Source organism: Prosthecobacter sp. (genome assembly GCF_044222345.1).
GTDB lineage: Bacteria > Verrucomicrobiota > Verrucomicrobiia > Verrucomicrobiales > Verrucomicrobiaceae > Prosthecobacter.
Genome location: NZ_JBGANL010000021.1, coordinates 1 through 22,023, shown reverse-complemented (window position 1 = coordinate 22,023; position 22,023 = coordinate 1). Strand labels below are relative to the sequence as shown.

General features: G+C 59.8%; 19 protein-coding genes. 11 read left to right on the top strand and 8 right to left on the bottom strand.

Features of this window, described 5'->3' with window-relative positions; translation table 11 throughout:
- Positions 1-36: 36 nt before the first annotated feature.
- The 4 genes from ACILSL_RS13040 to ACILSL_RS13025 all read left to right on the top strand — a co-directional run bounded on the left by ACILSL_RS13040 (position 37) and on the right by ACILSL_RS13025 (position 6,011).
- Complete coding sequence (locus tag ACILSL_RS13040; RefSeq protein WP_395732476.1) at positions 37-3,090, top strand: PVC-type heme-binding CxxCH protein; 3,054 nt, start codon at positions 37-39, stop codon at positions 3,088-3,090.
- 67 nt (positions 3,091-3,157) lie between these two features.
- Positions 3,158-4,072 carry a dihydrodipicolinate synthase family protein gene (locus tag ACILSL_RS13035; RefSeq protein ID WP_395732475.1) on the top strand — a complete coding sequence of 305 codons (915 nt, stop codon included), beginning with the start codon at positions 3,158-3,160 and terminating at the stop codon, positions 4,070-4,072.
- Between the two features lie 135 nt (positions 4,073-4,207).
- Complete coding sequence (locus ACILSL_RS13030; RefSeq protein WP_395732474.1) at positions 4,208-5,104, top strand: sugar phosphate isomerase/epimerase family protein; 897 nt, start codon at positions 4,208-4,210, stop codon at positions 5,102-5,104.
- A gap of 109 nt (positions 5,105-5,213) precedes the next feature.
- On the top strand, positions 5,214-6,011 hold the full coding sequence (locus tag ACILSL_RS13025; RefSeq protein ID WP_395732473.1) for a PIG-L deacetylase family protein: 798 nt from the start codon (positions 5,214-5,216) through the stop codon (positions 6,009-6,011).
- Between the two features lie 175 nt (positions 6,012-6,186).
- Here the strand turns inward: ACILSL_RS13025 and ACILSL_RS13020 are convergent, their stop codons facing one another.
- Both ACILSL_RS13020 and ACILSL_RS13015 read right to left on the bottom strand, forming a co-directional pair.
- Entirely contained in the window at positions 6,187-6,939 is a 753-nt protein-coding gene (locus tag ACILSL_RS13020) for an SDR family NAD(P)-dependent oxidoreductase (protein ID WP_395732472.1), read from the bottom strand.
- Between the two features lie 17 nt (positions 6,940-6,956).
- Positions 6,957-7,361: an FKBP-type peptidyl-prolyl cis-trans isomerase gene (locus tag ACILSL_RS13015; protein WP_395732471.1), complete on the bottom strand. Its 405-nt coding sequence runs from the start codon at positions 7,359-7,361 to the stop codon at positions 6,957-6,959.
- A gap of 133 nt (positions 7,362-7,494) precedes the next feature.
- On the opposite strand from ACILSL_RS13015, the gene ACILSL_RS13010 reads away from it, so the two are divergent.
- The 6 genes from ACILSL_RS13010 (at position 7,495) to ACILSL_RS12985 (ending at position 14,521) form a co-directional block, all read left to right on the top strand.
- Positions 7,495-10,197, top strand: coding sequence for a DUF1592 domain-containing protein (locus tag ACILSL_RS13010; protein WP_395732470.1), 2,703 nt, complete (start codon positions 7,495-7,497; stop codon positions 10,195-10,197).
- Between the two features lie 58 nt (positions 10,198-10,255).
- Positions 10,256-10,906, top strand: coding sequence for a hypothetical protein (locus ACILSL_RS13005; RefSeq protein ID WP_395732469.1), 651 nt, complete (start codon positions 10,256-10,258; stop codon positions 10,904-10,906).
- 78 nt (positions 10,907-10,984) lie between these two features.
- On the top strand, positions 10,985-11,974 hold the full coding sequence (locus tag ACILSL_RS13000) for a Gfo/Idh/MocA family protein (protein ID WP_395732468.1): 990 nt from the start codon (positions 10,985-10,987) through the stop codon (positions 11,972-11,974).
- Positions 11,971-12,933, top strand: coding sequence for a Gfo/Idh/MocA family protein (locus ACILSL_RS12995; protein ID WP_395732467.1), 963 nt, complete (start codon positions 11,971-11,973; stop codon positions 12,931-12,933). Before ACILSL_RS13000 ends, ACILSL_RS12995 begins: the two co-directional genes overlap by 4 nt.
- Positions 12,930-13,739, top strand: a complete 810-nt coding sequence (locus ACILSL_RS12990) for an HpcH/HpaI aldolase/citrate lyase family protein (protein WP_395732466.1) — start codon at positions 12,930-12,932, stop codon at positions 13,737-13,739. Before ACILSL_RS12995 ends, ACILSL_RS12990 begins: the two co-directional genes overlap by 4 nt.
- 5 nt (positions 13,740-13,744) lie before the next feature.
- Entirely contained in the window at positions 13,745-14,521 is a 777-nt protein-coding gene (locus ACILSL_RS12985; protein ID WP_395732465.1) for an SDR family oxidoreductase, read from the top strand.
- On the opposite strand, the gene ACILSL_RS12980 is transcribed toward ACILSL_RS12985, so the two are convergent.
- Genes ACILSL_RS12980 through ACILSL_RS12970 form a run of 3 tightly spaced genes read right to left on the bottom strand, consistent with a single transcriptional unit; the run spans position 14,522 to position 16,549 of the window.
- The gene (locus ACILSL_RS12980) at positions 14,522-15,502 is read right to left on the bottom strand and encodes a Kelch repeat-containing protein (protein ID WP_395732464.1); all 981 of its coding nucleotides are present in this window, start codon (positions 15,500-15,502) and stop codon (positions 14,522-14,524) included.
- Positions 15,462-16,013: a hypothetical protein gene (locus ACILSL_RS12975; RefSeq protein WP_395732463.1), complete on the bottom strand. Its 552-nt coding sequence runs from the start codon at positions 16,011-16,013 to the stop codon at positions 15,462-15,464. The genes ACILSL_RS12980 and ACILSL_RS12975 overlap by 41 nt, the downstream gene beginning before the upstream one ends.
- Positions 16,010-16,549 carry a hypothetical protein gene (locus tag ACILSL_RS12970; protein WP_395732462.1) on the bottom strand — a complete coding sequence of 180 codons (540 nt, stop codon included), beginning with the start codon at positions 16,547-16,549 and terminating at the stop codon, positions 16,010-16,012. Before ACILSL_RS12970 ends, ACILSL_RS12975 begins: the two co-directional genes overlap by 4 nt.
- A 102-nt stretch (positions 16,550-16,651) precedes the next feature.
- Between ACILSL_RS12970 and ACILSL_RS12965 the strand changes: the two genes are divergently transcribed.
- Positions 16,652-18,148 carry a sodium:solute symporter family transporter gene (locus tag ACILSL_RS12965; protein WP_395732461.1) on the top strand — a complete coding sequence of 499 codons (1,497 nt, stop codon included), beginning with the start codon at positions 16,652-16,654 and terminating at the stop codon, positions 18,146-18,148.
- Here the strand turns inward: ACILSL_RS12965 and ACILSL_RS12960 are convergent.
- The 3 genes from ACILSL_RS12960 to ACILSL_RS12950 are packed head-to-tail and all read right to left on the bottom strand — an operon-like array spanning position 18,105 to position 21,751.
- A complete protein-coding gene (locus tag ACILSL_RS12960) occupies positions 18,105-18,863 on the bottom strand; it encodes an SDR family NAD(P)-dependent oxidoreductase (RefSeq protein WP_395732541.1) in 759 nt (252 codons plus the stop codon). The genes ACILSL_RS12965 and ACILSL_RS12960 overlap by 44 nt on opposite strands.
- The gene (locus ACILSL_RS12955; RefSeq protein WP_395732460.1) at positions 18,844-19,818 is read right to left on the bottom strand and encodes an amidohydrolase family protein; all 975 of its coding nucleotides are present in this window, start codon (positions 19,816-19,818) and stop codon (positions 18,844-18,846) included. Before ACILSL_RS12955 ends, ACILSL_RS12960 begins: the two co-directional genes overlap by 20 nt.
- A gap of 46 nt (positions 19,819-19,864) precedes the next feature.
- Positions 19,865-21,751 carry a hypothetical protein gene (locus ACILSL_RS12950; protein ID WP_395732459.1) on the bottom strand — a complete coding sequence of 629 codons (1,887 nt, stop codon included), beginning with the start codon at positions 21,749-21,751 and terminating at the stop codon, positions 19,865-19,867.
- Positions 21,752-22,023 lie beyond the last annotated feature (272 nt).

The following is a 22,023-nucleotide window of genomic DNA, read 5'->3' as shown; positions in this document are numbered from 1 at the left end:
TGTTCATGCTGCCGCAGGATTCCGTATGATCTTGCCATGACTTCGACCGCCGCCTGCTCCCTCCTGTTGCTGCTCGCCTTAAACACCACGCTTCTCGCGCAAGCGGATGGCATCAAGTCGAAGACAACTTACGCCAAGGCCTACGGCGAAACGAAGAATCCCGTCGCCGTGGATCCCGCCAAGGACCTGCCACGTTATCCCGCTGTAGCGCCGAAAGACGCCATCGCCACCTGGCAGGTGAAAAAAGGCTTCAAGCTCCAACTCACCGCCAATGAACCGCAGGTGCGTTCGCCCATCGCGGTCAGCTTCGATGAAAATGGCCGCATGTTTGCCTGCGAGATGATCGACTACAGCGAGATGCGCGATGTCACACCGCACCTGGGCCGTGTCTCGATGCTGGAGGACAAAGATGGCGATGGCCACTTTGAGACGAGCCAGGTCTTCGCTGATGACCTCGCCTGGCCCACCGGTCTGATCTGCGCCAACGGCGGCGTGTTCGTCATCGCCACGCCCGACCTGTGGTTTTTCAAAGACACCGATGGGGATGGCAAGGCCGACGTGCGCGAAAAAGTCTTCACCGGCTTCGGCACCGGCTTGAAACTCCTCAATGTGCAGGGCCTCGCCAACAGCCCCATGTGGGGCCAGGACAATCGCATCCACATCCTCGCAGGCGGCGGCAATCGCGGCGTGATGACCTGCCTAAAACGTCCGGAACTGCCCGGCATCGAACTCGGCGGCAAGGACTTCTGGTTTGATCCGCGCACGCTGGAGTTCGGACTCGAAGGCGGCGGCGCGCAGTATGGCATGAGCTTTGATAACTACGGCCGTAAATTCGGCTGCTCAAACTCCGACCACCTGCAGTACTGGGTTTACGACGACAAATACGCCAGCCGCAATCCTTACTACCCCATGCCACCTGCACGGCAAAGCATCGCGGTAGATGGCGGTGCAGCGGAGGTCTTTCGCCTCAGCCCCGACGAGCCCTGGCGCATCATCCGTACGCGCTGGCGCATCGCCGGTGTGGTGAAAGGTGCGGTGGAAGGCGGCGGACGCGTCAGCGGCTACTTCACCGGCGCCACCGGCACCACCATCTATCGCGGAGATGCCTACGGCTCCGACTTCGTGAACAACAGCTTCACCGGAGATGCGGGCGGCCAGCTCGTGCATCGTAAGATCATCAAACCCAGCGCCGACGGCATCAGCCTCATCGGCGAACGCCCCGCCGACGAACACGGCTTTGAATTCGCCGCCAGCAAGGACACCTGGGTGCGCGTGGTGAACTTCGCCAACGCCCCCGACGGCTGCCTGCACATCTGCGACATGTACCGTGAGGTCATCGAGCACCCCTGGAGCATCCCCGACGAGATCAAAAAGCACATCGACCTCAACAGCGGCAACGACCGCGGACGCATCTACCGCATCGTCCCGGAGAAAGGCGCCCAGCGCATCGGCCAGAAGGTGGCCCTTGGCAAAGCCAGCACCGAAGAACTCGTGCAAACCCTCGGCCATCCCAACGGCTGGCATCGCGACACGGCCCAGCGATTGCTGTATGAGCGACAGGACAAGTCGGCGGTGCCGCTGCTGGAGAAGGTGCTCGGTGGAAACAATGCGCTGGCCAAGCTGCATGCGCTGGGGGCACTGGAGGGCTTTGCCACAATCTCAGAAGAAATCCTCCTCCGGAGCCTGAATGATCAAGATGCTCATGTCAGAGAACGCGCAATTGTAGCGCTTGAACGCTCTCACAAGCGGACTCCGCAGCTGACGGATAAACTGCTGACCATGCTGGGGGATGAATCAGAAAGACTGCGCTTTCAGGCCACTCTGTCGCTGCCTGCACTGTTCCCGCCCAAACTCACCGCAGGAGAAGGAATGGGCAGCCCGTGGGAGATGCGCATTGGAGACATCTGGGCAGGCTTGAAGAAGAACCTGTCCAGCCCTCGGGAGATCAGCGCCATCGTCTCTGCGCCGGACAAATGCGATGCTCTGCTTTTGTTTCACATCATGAAATCCGAGACTGACAGGTCACCTGAGCTGCTCAAATTCGTGGGGCAGCTTCTGGAGACCGTTGCCAAAGATCCCGCAAACCGCAGCGACAATCAATGGGTGAAGCATTTGACCACCGACTGGCAGGAAACCAGCCTCATTCAGTCTTATCTGGCAGGTGTTCGCCGGGCCGGCCTCAAAATCTCCGATGTCGATCCCAAAGACCAATTTGCTGCGGTATTCAACAAAGCGGCTGCCGCCGCGCTCAATGGCAAAGCATCTTCCGCCTCCCGCCTTGAAGCCATCGAACTCCTTGGTCTCACCTCCTCCAAAGAAGCCACCGATGCCCTGACTCAATGCCTCGCGCAAGGTCAGCCCGATGCCATACAAACTGCAGCCATCCGCACACTCGCGCAGGGCAGCTCTCCTGTGGTGACAAAGTCCCTGCTCGCCACCTGGCCCGCCTATGGCCCCAAAGCCAAAGAGGCCGCCCTGGACGCTCTTCTCTCCCGCGAAGACCGCGCCCTGGCCCTGCTGGAATCCGGCATGGTGAAGCCCACCGAGTTCTCCGCCTCCCAAGTGCAGGCGCTTCTCAAGCACAAGTCCCCCAAGGTCGCTGCTGCTGCCAAAACAGCCCTCGCTTCCGTCATTCCGCCATCACGCGAGGAAGTGACGGCGAAGTTCAAACCCGCCATCACCGCCCAAGGCGATGCCAAAAAAGGCCAGATGCAATACATGGCGCGTTGCATGGCCTGCCATCGCGCCGGAACGCTGGGATTGCAGGTGGGGCCGGACTTTGTCACAGTAAAGACTAAGGGGCGTGAGACCCTGCTTACGGCCATTTTGGAGCCCCACAAGGAGATTGCCTCTCAGTTCATTGCTTATACGGTCAATACGAAGGACGGCCAGACACTGGCGGGTATTATTACGAATGATACCGCATCAAGCATGACGCTCAAGATGATGGGCGGCATCGAAAAGACCCTGCAGCGTTCGGAGATTAAAGGCAGCAGCTCCACCGGCCAGAGTCTGATGCCGGAAGGACTGGAGACCGGCATGAGCGTTGCAGACATGGCTGATCTTCTTAGCTTCATCGAGGGACAGTAAACCTCCCCCAAAACTGAACCGGTTTTTCTTTGCAGCCGCCGCTGTCCGCGCTCCTGTGAGTGCATCCATGAAGACCACCCCCGTTACCTTTGAAGATCTGCAATCCTCCGTCATCGCCGTGCCGCCGCTGTGCCGGAACAAGGATCTGTCTCTGGCCAAGTCGCAGAACAGCCGCCTGATCAAGCACATGCACAAAGGCGGCATCCGCACGCTGCTTTACGGAGGCAATGCCAATCTCTACAACATCGCCCCCAGTGAGTACCATTCCCTGCTGAAGATGCTGGTGGACATTTCTCCGGATGACATGTGGGTCGTCCCCTCTGTCGGACCCATGTACGGCACCGCCATGGATCAGGCCAAAATTTTGAGCGAGTTCGCCTTCCCCACGGCGATGCTTCTTCCTACACTGTTCCCTTCCAAGCCCGCCGGTGTGGCCACGGCCATCCGTCATTTCGTGGAGAAGTCCGGCATCAAGGCCGTGCTTTACATCAAGGACGGTTCCTACATCACTCCCGAACTCGCCGCCGAACTCGTCAATGACGGCCTGATCTCCTGGATCAAATACGCCATCGTCGAGCCCGATCCAAAGAAGGACCCTTATCTCAAGAAGCTCATCAAGCTGGTGGACACCAAGCTCATCGTCAGCGGCATCGGCGAGCAGCCATCCATCATCCATCTGCGTGACTTCGGCGTCACCGGTTTCACCGCAGGCTGCGTCTGCATCGCCCCTTCCCGCTCCACCGCCCTGCTTCAGGCCATCTTGAAGAAAGACTGGGACACCGCTGAAAAGATCCGCGAGGAATTCGTCGCCCTCGAAGACCTGCGCAATGCCCACAGCCCTATCCTCGTGCTGCATCACGCCGTCGAACTCGCGGGCGTGGCTCAGACCGGCCCCGTGCTTCCTCTGCTCACCGAACTTCCAGCGAATCTGCTGCCGAAGATCGAAAAAGCGGCCAAGGCGCTGCTCGCGAAGAATGGCTGAGCCAGGTGCCGGCCATGGCTGCCAGTTCCTCCAAAAAAAGCTCTCTCATCTCAGGCATTAGGCATCGCCTAATGCCTGAACTTTGTATTGACGGTTTGTGACAACTCACGCCATGGATGTGCGTATTCTCACACCATGACTTCACGCCGTCACTTCATCCAGTCTCTCTCCACCACCGCTCTCCTCGCCGCCTCTGGTGGCATCACCGCTCAGGAAGCCGCCAAACCCGCCCGCAAACTGCGCAAGGCCATCATGGGCGGCACGCTGCGCCTCAAGGGGGCCACACTGATGGAGAATTACAAAGCCGCCAAAGAGGCAGGCTACGAAGGTGTCGAGCCTGCAGGCGGCATGAATCAGCAGGAAGTCATCGACGCCCTCGGCCAGTCCGGCCTGCAGGCCGCGAGCGTGTGCTGCCACACGCATTGGAAGCAGACTCTCACCCATGACGATCCCAAAATCCGCGAGGAAGGTTTGCAGGGCGTGCTCACCACTCTGCGCGATGCCAAGGCCTACGGCGCTGATTCCATCCTAGTCGTGCCCGGCGTGGTGAGCGAGACGGTGCCCTATGACGTGGCCTGGACGCGCTCCATCGCCGAAATCAAAAAGGCCGTGCCGCTGGCCAAGGAACTCGGCGTGAAGATCTCCATCGAAAACGTCTGGAACAACTTCATCCTCAGCCCCCTCGAAGCCGTGCGCTATCTCGATGAAGTCGGCGATCCCATCGTCGGCTGGCATTTTGACATCGGCAACGTGCTCCGCTTCGGCTGGCCGGAGCAGTGGATCAAGGTACTGGGCAAGCGCATCAACCGCATTCACGTCAAAGAATACAGCACCAAGAAGATGAAGGAGGAAGGCATCTACAAAGGCTTCGACTGCGACCTCACCGAAGGCGACAACAACTGGCCAGCCATCATGAAAGCCCTCGATGACGTCGGCTACACCGGCTGGGCCATCAGCGAACAGCGCGGCGGCATCAACCCCAACGGCCTCAAGATGCTCACCGAACGCATGGACAAAATCTTCGCGATGTAAATCCGTCATTCGACATTCGTCATTAATTTCGCTTCGCTCCCCCCTTCGAGGGGCTCCTTTTAGTCGTCTATCTCACTTCGTTCGGTTCTGATTTCGTCATTTCCCCCAAATGCCCTCCGCCCTCGCCATCTTCGCCCATCCTGACGACATCGAATTCGTCGCCGCCGGAACCCTGCTGCTGCTCAAAGAGCGCGGCTGGGACATCCATTACATCAACCTTTGCACCGGAAACGGCGGCTCCGTGCAGATGGACGGACCCACCACGACCCTGAAACGTCTTGAAGAAGGAAAAGAGGCCGCACGCATCCTCGGCGCCACTTTCTATCCACCCATCTGTGATGACCTGGAGCTGACCTACTCCGTGCCCAACCTGCGCAAAGTCGCCGCCGTTGTGCGCATGGCCCAGCCCAGCATCGTCCTCACGCATGGACCCGCGGACTACATGGAGGACCACATGCAGGCATGCCGCCTCGCTGTCACGGCTGCGTTCTCACACTGCATTCCCAACTTCCAGACCGATCCCCACCTGCCTTCCTACTCGCATGACGTGACCGTCTATCACGCCATGCCGCACGGCCAGTGCGATCCCCTGCGCCAGAAACTCCAGGCCGGGCAGTATGTGGACACCACCAGCGTTCACGAACTCAAGCGCGAATCCCTGGCCGCCCACGAAAGCCAGAAGCACTGGCTCGATGTCAGCCAGGGCATGGACTCCTACCTCATCAGCATGGACGAGTCCTCCCGCGCCATCGGCAGGCTCTCCGGCCGGTTCGAATACGCCGAAGGCTGGCGCAGGCACCTCCACCTCGGCTTCAGTGCCAAAGAAATTGATCCCCTCAAAGACGCCCTTGGTGACCTCTGCCTCATCAATGAGGAATACGAACGAGCCAGAGCCATTCCGGTCTGAGGTCATGGTGGCGGATTGTGATGGGGGCAATCGCCCCGTCACCCGGGCTTGGACCACTCATCAGCTGTTCAAACACAGCCTGGTGCCCCTGATGCAATCAGGATCACCAGGCACGAGTCAAATGGGCTCTTCGAGAGATTGATTCAGAGAGAGTCTCCAGTCGATCGCGAAGCGGTCAGTAGGTCGCGCGTCCGCCGGAGAGATCGAAGACGGCTCCGGTGGTGAAGGAGCAGTCTTCGGAGGAGAGCCAGGCGACGAGGGCGGCGGCTTCTTCTTTTTTACCGAAACGGTTCATCGGGATCTTGGACAGCATGTAGTCGATGTGCTGCTGCGTGAGCTGCTTGAGGATGTCCGTCTCGATCACCGCAGGGGTGACGGCATTGACAATGATGTTGCTGGTGGCGAGCTCCTTGCCGAGGGATTTGGTCAACGCAACGACACCGGCCTTGGAGGCGCTGTAGTGGGCGGCGTTGGGATTGCCTTCTTTACCGGCGATGGAGGCGATGTTCACGATGCGGCCGTAGCCGTTTTTGAGCATGTGCGGAACGACGGCGTGGCAGCAGTGGAAGGGGCCGTTCAGATTGATGGCCATGACGCGCTGCCATTCGGCGGGGTCGGTTTCCCAGGTCTTGGCGTTCGTTCCGGCGATGCCTGCGTTGTTCACGAGGATGTCGATCTTGCCGAAGGCGCCGATGGTGGATGCGGCGGCAGCTTCCACGGAGGTGATGCTGGTGAGATCCACGGTGGCGGTGTGCACTTTGCCGAGGGCGGAGAGTTCCGCTTTGGCCGCTTCGAGCGCCGCTGCGTCAATATCCCAGAGGCAGACGCCTGCACCTGAGCGCAGCATGCGCTCTGCAATGGCGTGGCCGATTCCGCGTGCGCCACCGGTGACGATGGCAACTCTATCCTTGAGGTCGATTTGATTCATGGGCAGAGCAATCGCACTCAGTCCTCCCAGACTTTCAGCAGTTCCACTTCAAAGATCAGAGTTTCATTCGGTCCGATGTCGATTCCGGCCCCGCGTTTGCCATAAGCGAGCTCGGAGGGGATGAAGAAGCGGAACTTGGCCCCCTCCTGCATGAGCTGCAGGCCTTCCGTCCAGCCTTTGATCACGCGCTTGAGCGGGAACTCCGCCGGCTCGCGTCCAGCGAGGTAGGAACTGTCGAACTCCACGCCATTGAGCAGCGTGCCGCGGTAGTTCACCACGACGGTGTCTTTGGCCCTGGGGCTTTTGCCGGTGCCGGGGGTGAGCACCTCATACTGCAGGCCACTGGCGGTGGTGGTGATGCCTTCCTTCGTGGCGTTTGCGGCGAGGAAGGCTTTGCCGGTTTCGAGAGCAGATTGAGACATGGGAAAATGGGCGAGCTTCATCACCGCAAGCCAGGGCGCATGCAACCGCAAATGATGCGTAATGTGGCGTTGGTTTTGGCGAAATCCCTGCCACCTTGCCTCCGTATCTTAGATACCCCATTCCCCCTTTTTCATGCTTCGTCGCATCATCTTCGTCTCCTTCGCGATTCCCTCCCTGCTGTCCGCCGCTGAACGCGGTCAGGATGCCTACAATCAGCGCATCCTGCCTCTGCTGCAAAAATTTTGCTACGACTGCCATGGCGACGGCACGGACAAGGGCGACTTCGCGCTGGATGAGTACCCGGAGTATTCCAAGCTCATCGGCGACAAGGTGCTGTGGGATCATGCGAGGCAGCAGCTGGTCACGCATGTGATGCCGCCGGAAAAGAAGGACAAGCCATCGCTGCCAGAGCGGGATGAGATCGTGGCGTGGATCGACAACACGGTGTTTTGGTTTGATCCGCAGAAGATTGACCCCGGCCACATCACCTACCGCCGCCTGAACCGCACGGAATACAACAACACCATCCGCGATTTGCTGCTGGTGGACATGAAGCCCGCGAACGACTTCCCGCCGGATGACACGGGCTACGGCTTCGACAACATCGGCGACGTGCTGAGCATCTCGCCGATGCTGATGGAAAAGTACATCCGTGCCGCCAATGCGGTGGCGGTGAAGGCGCTGGACACCTCGGATGTGCCGCGGCTGGACATGGAACTGGGTGCGAAGAAATTCTGGAACCAGAAGGGTGAAACGAAGGAGTGGGAGGGCGTGCGGTGGTTTCACAGCAACGCCGATGCGGCCACGAAATTCACCGCGCCTGCGTATGGCAACTACCTGCTGAAATTCCACCTTTCCGCCACTCAGGCGGGACCGGATGCCGCGAAGGTGGCGCTGCGCGTGGATGACAAGGAACTGGGCACCTTTGATGTGACGGCTCCCTATCACGGCGACAAAGGCCCGTGGCAGACGATCAAGCTGATGGTCCCGCTGAAAAGCGGCGAGCATAAGATCGTGGTGCGGTTCTTGAATGATTTTTCGGACCCGCAGAATCCTGATCCTGACAAGCGTGACCGGAACCTCGCGCTGGACAAGGTCGAGGTGGAAGGGCCGGACGGGCTGCTGCCGCCGCGCGGCAGCCGCTTGGTGCAATGGCTGCTGGATGGCAAGCCTGCGGGGCTGCCTGCCATCAACCTCAGTGGTGAAGATTTTGAAAATGGCCAGGGCACTGCGTCTCGGGACACAGGCACCATCGAGCTGCCATCGAACGGCTATGTGAAGCACCATCTGGATCTCACCGTGGCTGGAAAGTACCGCCTCGTCATCAAGGCAGGTGCGCAGCAGGCGGGTGGCGAGCCGGCGAAATTTGATGTGCGCATCGGTGGCAAGAATGCGGGGTCCTTCTCCATCACGGCCAAGGACCAGACGCCGCAGTGGTTCAAGACGGAAGTCGAACTCCCTGCGGGCAAGCATGAGATCCAGGTGTGGTTCCTCAATGATTACTACGACGAGAAAAAGCATGAAGACCGCAACTTCTGGCTGCATCAGCTCACGGTGGAAGGCCCGCTCGGTCAGCCGGGTGGCATTGCGGCCGCAGACGTGCACGGCCTGGTGGACAAGCTGGGGCAGTGCCTCTTCCGCCGCCCGCTGCGTGATGCTGAAAAGGCCAAGTGGCATGGCATCGCGGATCTGGGCCTGAAAGAAAACCTGCCGCCGCTGGAGGCCATGAGCTATGTACTGCGCGGCATGCTGATGTCTCCGGGGTTTCTGTATCGTGGCTCTCCCACACCGACCGGAGCGGTGCAAAACGGCGTGGCTTTGATCGATGAATACAGCCTTGCTTCACGCCTTTCGTATTTCCTGTGGTCCGCGCCGCCGGATGACAAGCTGCTGCAACTGGCGGCCAAGGGTGAACTGCGCAAAAACCTGGCCGCCGAAGTGAAGCGGATGATTGCCGACTACCGCGCGTGGAGTCTTACGGAGGACTTTGCGGGTCAGTGGCTGCAACTGCGTGACATGGACATCGTGAATGTGGACGAGAAACGCTTTCCGGAATGGAAGGGTGGCATTGCCTACGGATTGAAAAAGGAATCGCAGACCTTCTTTGACAACATTCTGCGAAACAACCTCAGCGTGATCGAATTCCTGAACGCTGATTATACATTCATCAATGAGAAGCTGGCGCAATACTACGGCATCCAGGGGATCAAAGGAGACAAGTACCAAAAGGTGTCCCTGCAGGGCACGCCGCGTGGCGGCATCCTCACGCAGGGCAGCATCCTCACGCTGACCTCCACGCCGACGCGCACCTCTCCTGTGAAGCGTGGCAAGTATCTGCTGGAAAATATTCTGGGAACTCCTCCTCCGCCCGCCCCCGGAGGTGTGGCGCCGCTGGATGAGAGGAAGCAGCAGTTTGGCAAGCTGACGCTGCGGCAGCAGTTCTCCGAGCACCGCAGCAATGCCGCCTGCGCCGGATGCCACGCCTTCCTGGACCCGATGGGATTTGCCTTTGAAAACTACGACGCCATCGGTCGCTGGCGCGACGAGGAGAAGAAGCAACCGATCGATGCCTCCGGTTCACTGGTGCGCGGGCAGACCTTTGCGAACCTGGCCGAACTGCGCAGCATCCTGGTGCGGGACATGAGCGACCAGTTTGTGAAAAACGTGGCGGACAATCTTCTCATCTACGCGCTGGGGCGTGGACTGGAATACTCCGACAAGCCCACGACGGAGGAGATCCTGCGCAAAGCCAAGGCGTCCGGCAACAAGATGCAGGACCTGATCCTGGCGGTGTGCGAGAGCGTGCCGTTTCAGAAGATGCGGGCGACGCCCTGAAGGCTCTTCCCTTCCGCTCCAAGCCATGGCAGAATGAGAAAATACCTGCCGCCCCTTCATGGCCCCCTCCACTGCAGCCAAAAAACCTTCCGACGAAAGCTGGCGCGAAGAACCCATCCAGCCGAAGCAGAAGGCCGTGCTGGAATTCCTGAAGATGCCGGTGCCGCCGACCCGGGGTGGCGCGAGCAACTTGATCAAGGCGGTCTTTGAAAGCCCCGCTGGCAATGCCCATCAGAATTTGTGGAATGCGTCCAAGTACGAACTGCATCCGGACCTGTACCCGCCCAAACCTGAAAAGGAAGCTCCGCGCCCACAGTCTCCCTCCCTGCTTGGCCGTGTGATCAAAGCAGTGATCGTGGTGGCCGTGATCTATTATGCCGTGGGCAAGTATCATGAGCACAAGAACAGCGCCGCTTCTGGCGAAGTGGCCCCAGGCCATGCGCCTGCCACTGTGCCCCCCGCCGTCGCAGTCAAACAGGAAGCCCAGCCACCACAGCCTGAGCGAACGGCGGCCGGCGATCTGATTCCACTGGAGAGTACCGACGGCCGAACCGTCCAGGCCCGGGTGCTGGCGCTCACGAAGACGACGGTGCTGATTCGCCGGGAGGACGGCCAGACCTTTGATCTGCCATTGGAGAAACTCACCGGCGACTCCCAACGACGCATCGAAGAATACCGTGCGGCAAAACGAAGCGGCGCGGTGAAATAACCCCGGAGCACACTGGTCCAATGATCGGACCAGATCATTTTTCTATGAGCAGCCTCACGGCGACGTTTACTTAAAGACATGCATTCCATCCTCATCATCGGCTGCGGCAGCATCGGCGAACGCCACCTGCGCTGTTTTCAAAAGACAGGCCGCTGCGAGGTCAGTGTCTGTGATGCGAATGCGAAGCTGCTGGGCGAGGTGAGCCAGCGCTATGGAGTGCCGGCGTTTGGCAGCCTGGCGGAAGCGGTGCAGGTGCGGCGCTTTGATGCCTGGGTGATCTGCACGCCTGCGCATACGCATCTGGCGATTGCGCGTGAAGGATCGGCCCAGGGTGCGGCACTGCTGATCGAGAAGCCGCTGTCCGTGACGCTGGACGGACTGGAGGAAACGCGTGAGGCCATTTCCCACAGCGGGCGGTTTGTGGCGGTGGCGTATGTGTACCACTGCTTCCCGTGGGTGGTGGCGGCGCGTGAATTTTTGCAGAGCGGCGCGCTGGGCAGGCCGCTGCATGCGAGCGTGGTGGCGGGGCAGCATTTCCCCACATTCCGCCCGGCATATCGCGACATTTATTATGCACGCCACGAGACAGGAGGCGGCGCGATCCAGGATGCGCTGACGCACATCGTGAACGCCATGGAGTGGATGATCGGACCGATGACACGCGTCTTTTGTGATGCTGCGCATCAGCACCTGGAAGGCGTGAGCGTCGAGGATACGGTGAACGTGACGGCGCGACATGGCGATGTGCTGGCCAGCTATGCGATGACGCAGTTTCAGGCGTCGAATGAGACGGTGTTTGAGATCCACTGCGAACAGGGCAGCCTCAAGATCGAATCTCACGCTCAGCGCTGGGGCAGCATAAAGCGCGGAGAGACGGCATGGAACTGGAACACCACTGCGCCGCTTGAGCGCGATGATCTTTTTATTGCGCAGGCAAACGCTTTCCTGAATGGCCTAGAGGGCGGGGCCTGCGCGCTGAGCACCTTTGAAGAAGCGGTGCAGACGCTGCGCTTTAACCGGGCCGCTCTGGACTCTGCCGCCACCGGCCTGCCCATCACCATTTCATGAACGACGGACGCAAAGAACTCCGCCTGGCGATGCTGGGCATGATCGAAGGAAACGGTCACCCCTATTCGTGGAGCGCGATCGTGAATGGGTTTGATCCTGCGGCGATGGCGCAGTGCCCCTACCCCGCCATTCTGAGCTATCTGGGCAAGCAACGCGTGGAGGAGGTGCGCATTCCCGGAGCGCGGGTGACGCATCTGTGGACGGATGATCCTGCGGATGCGCCCAAGGTTGCGGCGGCGAGCCTGATCCCGAATGTGGTCGCGAAGCCGGAGGATGTGATCGGCCAGGTGGATGCGGTGATCATTTCGACGGATGACGGGGATGATCACATCCGCCGCGTGAAGCCTTTCATTGAGGCAGGACTCCCGGTGTTTGTGGACAAGCCGATGGCGACGAACATCGCTGACCTGCGGCAGTTTGTGCAGTGGCACAAGGCGGGCTCTGTGATTCTTTCCACGAGCGGCATGCGCTATGCGCCGGAGATGCGGCTGAGCGATGAGCAGCGCACGCAGCTGGGCGATCTGCGCTGGATCACGAGCTTCACCTGCAAGACGTGGGAACGCTATGGCATCCATGCGCTGGAGGCGGTGGAGCCGCTGCTGGGGCCGGGTTTCCTGACGGTGCAGGCACTGAGTGATGCGGGAGGTGATGTGATGCACCTGACTCACCGCAGCGGTGTGCGTGTGACCATTGGTGCGCTGCATGATGCGTATGGCAGCTTTGGTGCGGTGCATCTCTACGGCACACAGGGGCAGCTGCCGCTGCGGCTCACGGATACTTATAACGCTTTTCGCGGGCAGCTGGTGGCCTTCATCGACATGCTGCAAACGGGCGCGCGTCCCCTGCCCTTTGACGAAACCGTGGAACTGATGGCGGTCATCATCGCCGGTCGTCGCAGCCGCGAACAAAACGGTGCGCTTATTCAAATCTCAGACATTCTTGCCGAATCCGACACATGAAACTCCGCCCCTCCCGCATCCTCCGCGAAATTCGCGCCGGTCAAAACAGCACGGTCATCAAACTGAACATGGGTGATCCCCGCATCGTGGAGCTGGCCGGACTTGCCGGAGCCAGTGCGGTGTGGCTGTGCAACGAGCATGTGCCGAATGACTGGCTCAATCTGGAGCATCAGGTGCGCGCCGCAAAGCTGCATGACATGGACACCATCGTGCGTGTGAACAAAGGCGGCTACAGCGAGTACGTGAAGCCTTTTGAGTGCGATGCCACGGGCATCATGGTGCCGCATGTGACGAGCGCGGACGAGGCGCGCAACGTTGTGGACATGGTGCGCTGCCGCCCGCTGGGCAGCAAGGCGCTGGATGCCGGCAACATGGACGGTCTTTTCTGCCAGGTGCCGCTGGCCGAGTATGCGCAGCACTGCAACACGGAGAAGTTTGTCATCCTGCAAATCGAAAGCCCCGAGGCACTGGAGGTGGTGGAGGAAATCGCGGCGGTGCCGGGCTTTGACATGCTGCTGTTTGGCGCAGGAGATTTCAGCCACCGCATCGGCAAGCTTGGGCAGGCCACGCATCCGGAAGTGGTGGCTGCGCGCAAGCGGGTGGCAGCTGCAGCGCTGAAATACGGGAAATATCCTGCGGTGGCTTCGCTGTATGGGCAGAAGGAGGAGGTGATCGCGGAAGGAACGCGGGTCTTCACCCTGGGTGCGGATGTGCTGGAGCTGGGCAATGCCTTCAAAAAACTGGTCGGTGATTTTGGCGGGGCGGGCTCCGCGACGGGCAGTGATTCCATTTACCAATCCAAGTAAGCGCCATGTCCTCCGATCTCTTTTCTCTTCAAGGCAAAACGATTCTTCTCACCGGCGGCGCCGGTCTTTATGGCCGTGGTCTGGCGGCCATGCTGGCGGAGACGGGTGCGACGCTGATCCTGGCCTCGCGTGATGTTTCCAAGCTGCAGGTGGTGGCGGAGGAGGAGACGGCGAAGGGGCACCGCGTGTTTGCGGAGTCGCTGGACCAGGGGGATGAGGCGTCCGTCATTGCGCTGCACAAGCGCGTGACCGCGCAGCATGGTGCGCTGCATGGTCTGGTGAACAACGCGGTGCTGCGGCCGATGAAGGGGGCGAATGGCGCGGCGGAGCAGTTTGCGGAATCCATGCGCGTGAATGCCACGGGCGTGATGCTGATGCACCGCCACTTTGGCAAGACGATGGCGGAGGCCGGGCGCGGCAGCATCGTGAACATCGGGAGCATTCAGGGGATGATCGGCCCGAGCTACGAGCTCTACACCGGCACCAACATGGGCGACATGCCGCCGGATTATTTCTTCCACAAGGGAGGAATGGAGAATCTGACACGCTTCTATGCAGCGCTTTATGGTCCGCAGAGTGTGCGCGTGAACAACCTCGCGCCGGGCGGCTTTTTCAACAATCAGCCTGAGCCGTTTTTGCAGCGCTACTGCGAGCACACGATGCTCGGGCGTATGGCGGATGAGACGGATCTGGGTGGCGCGGTGATCTTTCTGCTGAGCGATGCGTCAAGGTACATCACCGGGGTGAACCTGCCGGTGGATGGCGGGTATACAGCGAAGTAGTTACTTCAAGAGTTCTACCACCGGAATGCGGAAGAATTTGTCCGTACGGGACTGTTTCTTGTCTTCTCCGCCGAGGCAGTAGACGAAGCCGTCCAGCTTCACCAGACTGACCATGGCGGCGTAGGGCAGCGCTTTGGACTTGCTGTAGGTGTTGGACTTGACGTCGTAGATGAATGCATCGGCGGTGAAGTCGTCGGTGTAACCACCGGCGAGGTAGATGTGCTGATCATCAAGCGCGATGGCGGTCAGTCCGCGATTGGGCACGGCGAGGGGCTGCAGTTTTCGCCAGGAGTTTTTTGCGGGTGAGAATGCATAAGCTTCCGTGGAGTTTAGTGGAGCTTTGGTGGCAGCGTCGTAGTTCATGCCGCCGAAGATGAAGAGTTCCTCTCCCACCACAGCGGAGGCGGCGACGGCGAAGGGTTTGCCGGGGTAGTCGGCCAACTTGGCGACCTGCCAGCTGCCATTGCTCCATTCCACGGCATGCACAGAGCGCTGAACACCCGCAATATTCGCCGCGTCATCGGTGCCACCGACAAGAACATGTTTGCCATTCACAGTGCCCCCTGCAGCAAGGATCACCGAAGAGGGCAGCGCAGACAGCTGCACGCTGGTCTTTTCACCTGCAATGACGGAAAGCGCTTTCAGTGATTGCCTGCCGTCCGTTCCACCGAGATATGCGAATGCAGTGTCACTTTGAAAGCTGGTTCCATAGGCCACGGGACTGCTCAATTCACGGAGCTTTGTCCACTTTCCTGCGGACGGGTCAAATTCATGAATGGCGCTCAGCCAGTTCTTCTTGCCGCCTTCCCAGTGGGTGCCGCCGATGATCACGATCCTGTCATTTTTCACGCCGGACAGGAAGCCACCGTTGGGCTCAGGCAAAGGGGGCAGCGGCTGCCAGTCGGCGGCGCAGGCATTGCATGCCAGCAAGGCCACCACGCTAAACAGTCGTTTTGTCATCGGGATCGGTTGAGCGTTCATAGTGGTCGGTGTGGGGTGATTTCCAGTCGGGACGCATGCGCACATCGCCTTTGCCGGCGAGTTCACCGGGCAGGCTTGTGGGCGTGGCGTCTGCTGCTCTGCGCATCTCCCACCAGCACTGGCCGCAGTGGTTGTGCTCGTGGTCGATGACGAAACCGGCCTTCTGCATCAGGGGTCCGATCCAGCCCATGCAGTGGTCGCAGTAGTCGGTGTACTGGTTCAGACCGTTGCGCAGCAGAAAGCCCTTGGAGGGGCATTCGTGCATGTCGATGCGAAAGACGTCATCGGTGACGGTGCGCTCGTAAACCGCGCCTTCGTCCGCGAGCGTGGGGCCCCAGTACTCCTTCATGCCTTCGAATCCTTTTGCCCCGATGAGCTTTGAGGCGTGGAGCTGGGAGTCCTGATGAATGGCCTCGTCCCAGTAGGCACGCACCAGATCATGACCGCCCTGCGCGCGCAGCCATTCAAAGGTCCACTCGTAGTGCCCGCAGAAATCGTAACAACCGATCATGATGCTGTGGCGATGTCCTCCAGGTTTTGCGGGGCGGCATCTGCGGTTCGTTGGATGAAGCGCTGGGTGCAGGTGCCGTTGCCGCCGCAAATACGAACGGTCAGTCCGGCAGGCGCTGCGATGGCCTCGTTTACATAAAAGCAATGCTGGCAGAAACTGGGGGCGATGGCGCGGCCATGATCGCGCAGATGATGGATGGCGGGGCAGCGTTTGACTTCGAGCCGGACTTCATCGGCGGATTCGATCACCTCGACATCTGCCCCCGGCTCTGCCTGAAAGAAGGCGCGCCAGTAGTCTGCCACGCCGCGCATCCCCTGCTCCGCCCATTTCAACGCCACGGGACGATAGTAGCTGGTGCCGATATCGCGCCAGTATTTTCTCAAAGCCTCTTCACCATGGTGCCGCTGAATGAAGCGGAAGGTGGCATTGGTGGCAAAGTAGAAATCTGCATGTCCCACCGGCTTGGTGTCGGTGTAGGGCAGCGGTGAAGGCGTCTCGGCGTCTGACATGAGGGTAGACTGGCAGGCTTCATTCATACGATGGGAGTGGTCCAGTTTCTTGTTGAATCGGCTGGTTCACAAAACAAACCAGCAAACAATGACCTCGCAAATCGTTGATTGCACGATCATCGCTTTCTCATGACGCATTTCTCCTGGCTCGATTACACCATCTTTGGCGGCTACCTCGCGGCATCGGTCGGCGTAGGCCTGTTCTCGGCCCGCGGGTCCAAATCCCTCGGAGACTACTTTCTGGCCGGACGCGGGATGAACAGCATCCTGGTGGCGATGTCGATTCTGGCGGCGTTGTTTTCAGGCATCAGCTATCTGGCGGGTCCGGCGGATGTGTACAAGAACGGCTTTGCCTTTGCCTACATCGTGCTGGCGTTCTTCATCGCCACGCCCTTCACGGCCATTTATATGCTGCCGAAGTTTTATCAGTCGCGGTTCTTCACCGCGTATCAGTTTCTTGAAGAGCGTTTTTCGTTGTCCGTGCGGCTGCTTGCTTCCGGACTGTTCATCTTCCGCGTTGCGCTCTGGCTGGCTGCGGCCACGTATGCGCCAGCACTGGCGCTGGAAAAAGTCACCGGCATGCCGCTGTGGATCACGATTCTAGCGACGGGCACGCTGACCACGCTCTACACCGCGCTGGGCGGCATGCGCGCGGTCATCTGGACGGATGTGATGCAGTTGATCGTGCTCTTCGGCGGGCAGATGATCATTGTGTTCGTGGCGGCTGGCAAAATCCCCGGAGGCCTCGGGGGTGTATGGGACACCGCGATGGCGGATGGCCGCATGGATCTGAGCCTCTCCTTCAGCCTGTCAGAGCGCGTGAATATCTGGGCGGTGCTGGTGGCCGGGGCCTTCCTGCATCTGGTGCAAATGGCCACGGACCAGGTCTCTGTGCAGCGCTATCTCACCGCAGGAAGTTTGCAGGAGGCGAAGCGCTCGCTGTGGATCAAGCTCTGGCTCATTCTCCCGGTGCTGGTGCTCTTTTACGGCACCGGGCTGGTGCTCTACGCGTTTTACAAAACGCATGGAGATCCCATGGCTGCAGGCTTGATCGCCAAGGAGGATCAAATCCTGCCGTATTTCGTGGTCACGCAGCTTCCTGCCGGACTGCCCGGACTGCTCATTGCGGCGATCTACGCGGCCAGCATGTCCACGATTTCAGCGGGACTCAATTCTCTGGCCTCTGCGACGGTGGTCGATTTCAAGCAGCGCCTCTCCACGGCACCGGCCGGCACCCAGGCGCAGCAGGTCGGCAACGCGCGCTGGATCACTTTGACTTACGGCCTCATCGTCATGGGGCTCGCCTTTGGGGTGTCATTCATGCCGGGAAATCTGGTGGAGTCGGTGAACACCGTGATCGGACTGATCGGCGGACCGTTGCTGGGGCTGTTCTTCCTGGGCATGTTCACACAGCATGCCACCACGCGTGGCGCGCTGCTGGGCTGCCTGGCGGGATTCGTCACCCTGCTGGGCATCTTCATGTATCAAAACGGTGCCTTCACCGCTGTGAAACCACCGATGCTCGTGTCCTTTATCTGGTTCAGCCTGCTCGGCACGATCATCACGATGACCGTGGGGCTGCTCACCTCCGGCCGATCTGCCCCGTCGTCAGACCGCCATCAATGATGATGGTCTCGCCGGTGATGTAGCTGGCGGCGCTGGAGCAGAGAAAGACGGCTGCGCCCGCCACATCTTCCGGTGTGCCCAGGCGCTGGAGAAGGATCTTCTTCTCATAGTGCTGCACCATGCCGCCATCGCTGGAATGGTGGAGGCCCGCCGTGAGCGGCGTCTTGATCAAACCGGGAGCCACGCCGTTCACACGGATGCCATGATCCGCGAGGGACACGGCGAGAGATTTTGTCAGCATCACCAGTGCGCCTTTGCTGGCATCATACGCAGCGGAATCCAGCTCGGCCTGAAAGCCGTTGGTGGAGGAAGTAATGACGATGCATCCGCCGCGTTTCTCTGCCACAAGGCGTCTGGCAAAAGCCTGCGCGGCGAAAAACGCGGACGCCATGTTGAGATTCACGGTTTTGTCCCAGCGCTCGCGTGTCATCTCCAGAAAGGGCACATCGAAAAAACTGCCCGCATTGCAGAGGAGAGTGTCCAGACCGGGCTCAGCTTCAAAGGCCCGCTGCACCAGTTGCTCAGGAGCCTCCGGGGGAGATAGATCGCATGAAAGGTAGGAGGCCCAGGCTGGAAAATCCGCCGGACGTGCGGTGAGCCCATGACACACCACTCTCGCGCCAGCCTCATGGAGGCCGTTTGCCATCGCGTATCCAATGCCCTGGGATGACCCTGTCACCAATGCGGCCCGACCTTCAAGAGAGAATGCTTTCATCATGCAGCTTCAAATAATCGCGGATATTGGTGTGCGCAATGCGCTCCACCATTTCTGTGCCACCTGCGGTCAGGGCCTCCACCTCGGCCTTGTAGGTGCTGATGAGGCGGACGATCTGGCCATTGATCTCGGCGGCGTAGCTGTAAAAGGGGGAATCGCTGCCCCACATGAACTTTTTCGGGTAGGCCGCCGCGAGATCGGCGATGACCCGCGCCGGATTGGTGTAATCGGAGTCAAAACGCCGGGCCTTGGGCGCGATGTACGGCAGATCCTGCACCGCGCCCACGCAGTGGATGCAGTGGGCGGAGTTGTCGAACCAGGTGTTGGGCAGCGCCTGCACGCGGTCCAGGCACTCTTTGTCATAGCGGCAGGAGTGCGCGAGGCAGAAGCGCACGCCGGGGTTTTCCTCCGCGATGTCGAGGATGTCATGGGCCTGGGCCCAGAGGTCGCTCTCGGCCACGCTGGAGTGAATCAAAAACGGCACGTCCCATTCCTCGGCGAGATCCACAAAGACCTTGCCACGATCCCGCAGGTGCTTGATGTCGGCCTGGAGAATCGTGGTCTGCATCTTGATGCCGTAGAAGCGGTACTCGCCACGCAGCTTGCGCAGTTCCACGGCTTGCGCGGCGGTGTTGCGCATGGGATCGGCCATGACAAAGGGCAGCATGCGCTTCCCTTCTTCGGGAAAGAGCTCGTAGCATTCCCTCATGAGGCGGCGGTTCTCGAAGGCATAGGGGATGTCCTGCAGGCGGCCCTTTTCGTCTTTGATCTCGTTGTCCATGAAGGCAGTGACATCCAGCGCGAGATGGCTGACAAAGGGGAACACGATCCAGCGATCCACGCCAAGAGCGCGCCCCTCATCGTGCATGGCCACGAGGTGCTGGGCGTAGGGGAAATCGCCATGGAGGTAGAAGAGAAGGTCTGAGCCGACGTGGTTGTGGCAGTCAATGATCATGGGTGTTAGGCTTTGAGTTGGGGATACACATGCAGAGAATGCCATTTCATGGATTCACCTGCATCCACTTCACAGACTCCATACCCGAAGCAAGCTCGCGCACATGCACTTCCCAGGTTCCAGGAGTTTCGTTTCTGGCAAGATCCAGCCGCAGGATCAGTTCACCATTTTCCACGACGTGATAACCGTCAAACTCGGCAGGCACTCCATCCGCATCACGAATACTGACAGCCACCGGAACCGCCGCAGGCATGGGCTTGCCACCGGAAGTCGTGAGCATGACGCGCACCTCGGCCACATTCCCACAAGTCGCGGTCTCTGGCACCTCGAGCTGCATTTCGAGCAGGGGCGAAGGCGTGAGCAGCAGCACACGCCCCTCGGAGGGGCCCAGTTTCAATGGGATGATGAGCCCGTTGTCTTCACGTTTCGGCAGCAGGAAAGTGGCACGCGTGAGGTCATAGACGTTCACTTTATCCTGTCCCAGATTCAAACTGGTTGTAACAGGCATCCCGGACTCCCGCACCAGACCATGCTGGCCGACGTAGGTACCGGACTGCCGGCGGTCATTGATGACAAACAGACAGGTCGCCTCGCCACTCAGGCTGGCGTGAAGAATGACATCGGGACTGTCACAACTCACCTTCGGCTGCCAGCCCAGGTCTTTGCACAGTTGCGTAATTCTCTCCGGCAAGGGCAAAGGACGAGCGGGCGGAGCGGACGGGTCCACGGGTGAAGCGTCTGCCACGGAACCAGGCGCTTCTGGAACACGCGTCACAACGTTGCTCGCCACTTGCTCCAACCATGACGCATTGGCTTTGAGCGCCGGACAAAGGTTCTCGTCAGCCACCACTTTCCCACCCATTTCCTGCCACTTTCTGATCTTTTCGACCACGCTGACCGGCAGCACATCGCAATCGGGCATGATCAAAATCTGCCGTCCATCCAGACCGCCCTCACCAAGACTTTCTTCATAGACAATGTCCGTTTGAATGTGGGCACGCTGCAACGCCTGCCACACCTCCAGCGTCCTTGATGAACCACCACGATACAATCCGCGGCCCGCCATCACCTGTGAAGTGAAGCTCTCCAGCAGAGCCACGGGTGAACGCCACGGATGACGCCTGGCGAGCATCGGTCCAAGTGGAAACAGGAGCCGGTTCGCGACATCACCAAAGGCCATGTAACTTTGCGGATGTGTGGTGCTGAACACGCTGCGTTGCTGCGCATTCGCAGCACGCAAAGCGAACCAGTCAGAAAGCACAAGCCCCTTCACAGGTCTCGACAGCATCATCCAGAGATTTTCTTTCAGAATGGCCGGAGCCATGGTGATCCGCTGCATCGGCGAGAGGCGATCCTGCTGCAGAATGAATTCCGATGTGCCTTCAGCACCGAAGGGAGCCACCAGTCCGCGCTCCCAGCTAAGCGGCAGAATGCCAAAGACACCCATTTCACGACCATGAGCGGCACTCATGGCGAACTGCTGGTCCATGCAAAGCCCTGCCATGAGCGGATCACGCGAGTCCATGCTCTGATCTCCGATGTTCATGACCTGGGTGTAGGCACCCGCCTTTGAAGGCTGATGCACCGACGGATGGTGCATGATCCAGGTGTCAGAGCGATCCTGCTTGCGCCTCTCGTAGGCTCGATGCCAGGCCTCATTCACAGATTTCCAGCCACTTCCCTCAGACCAGAACCACCGATAGTATTTGAGAACAGGATGGTCGTCCGGAATCATGCGGTCATTGGGAAATCCTGGCAGCTTTTGCCAGTTCACCGCATCGCCCTGAATCTCGGCGGGTATTTCCTGACCGCTGAATTTGCGGTAGGCCTCCGCCTCCGGCACGCTGAATCCAGGGCGAGCCTTGCTGATAGAGGACGCCCCCAGCAAGACCCCGGTCCAAGAATTGCAGTTTCTATAGTATAGTGTGAACATATTCCCACACGCCGCCATATAATTGGCCGCATCGGGATGGGCGGCATTGATCTCATTTGGAGAATACTCTTTTCCATCACGCCCCACTTTGCGGAATCCCCGGCTCAGCATTGACGGGGCATAATCAAGAGCTGCCACAGAACGAAGCCCCGAGAGAAGTCCTGTTTCGAGTTTTGGCCTTACCACCAGAGGCCGGGATTTGTTGGCAGTGCCCAAATAGGGGGCATCATCATTGCTGATGCCCGCCCAATGGGTGCAGGCGAGCGGCTTCA

Coding starts and splice junctions, on each gene's coding strand:
- ACILSL_RS13040 (WP_395732476.1), top strand. CDS start 37: ATGACTTCGACCGCCGCCTGCTCCCTCCTGTTGCTGCTCGCCTTAAAC.
- ACILSL_RS13035 (WP_395732475.1), top strand. CDS start 3,158: ATGAAGACCACCCCCGTTACCTTTGAAGATCTGCAATCCTCCGTCATC.
- ACILSL_RS13030 (WP_395732474.1), top strand. CDS start 4,208: ATGACTTCACGCCGTCACTTCATCCAGTCTCTCTCCACCACCGCTCTC.
- ACILSL_RS13025 (WP_395732473.1), top strand. CDS start 5,214: ATGCCCTCCGCCCTCGCCATCTTCGCCCATCCTGACGACATCGAATTC.
- ACILSL_RS13020 (WP_395732472.1), bottom strand. CDS start 6,939: ATGAATCAAATCGACCTCAAGGATAGAGTTGCCATCGTCACCGGTGGC.
- ACILSL_RS13015 (WP_395732471.1), bottom strand. CDS start 7,361: ATGTCTCAATCTGCTCTCGAAACCGGCAAAGCCTTCCTCGCCGCAAAC.
- ACILSL_RS13010 (WP_395732470.1), top strand. CDS start 7,495: ATGCTTCGTCGCATCATCTTCGTCTCCTTCGCGATTCCCTCCCTGCTG.
- ACILSL_RS13005 (WP_395732469.1), top strand. CDS start 10,256: ATGGCCCCCTCCACTGCAGCCAAAAAACCTTCCGACGAAAGCTGGCGC.
- ACILSL_RS13000 (WP_395732468.1), top strand. CDS start 10,985: ATGCATTCCATCCTCATCATCGGCTGCGGCAGCATCGGCGAACGCCAC.
- ACILSL_RS12995 (WP_395732467.1), top strand. CDS start 11,971: ATGAACGACGGACGCAAAGAACTCCGCCTGGCGATGCTGGGCATGATC.
- ACILSL_RS12990 (WP_395732466.1), top strand. CDS start 12,930: ATGAAACTCCGCCCCTCCCGCATCCTCCGCGAAATTCGCGCCGGTCAA.
- ACILSL_RS12985 (WP_395732465.1), top strand. CDS start 13,745: ATGTCCTCCGATCTCTTTTCTCTTCAAGGCAAAACGATTCTTCTCACC.
- ACILSL_RS12980 (WP_395732464.1), bottom strand. CDS start 15,502: ATGAACGCTCAACCGATCCCGATGACAAAACGACTGTTTAGCGTGGTG.
- ACILSL_RS12975 (WP_395732463.1), bottom strand. CDS start 16,013: ATGATCGGTTGTTACGATTTCTGCGGGCACTACGAGTGGACCTTTGAA.
- ACILSL_RS12970 (WP_395732462.1), bottom strand. CDS start 16,549: ATGAATGAAGCCTGCCAGTCTACCCTCATGTCAGACGCCGAGACGCCT.
- ACILSL_RS12965 (WP_395732461.1), top strand. CDS start 16,652: ATGACGCATTTCTCCTGGCTCGATTACACCATCTTTGGCGGCTACCTC.
- ACILSL_RS12960 (WP_395732541.1), bottom strand. CDS start 18,863: ATGAAAGCATTCTCTCTTGAAGGTCGGGCCGCATTGGTGACAGGGTCA.
- ACILSL_RS12955 (WP_395732460.1), bottom strand. CDS start 19,818: ATGATCATTGACTGCCACAACCACGTCGGCTCAGACCTTCTCTTCTAC.
- ACILSL_RS12950 (WP_395732459.1), bottom strand. CDS start 21,751: ATGTTCACACTATACTATAGAAACTGCAATTCTTGGACCGGGGTCTTG.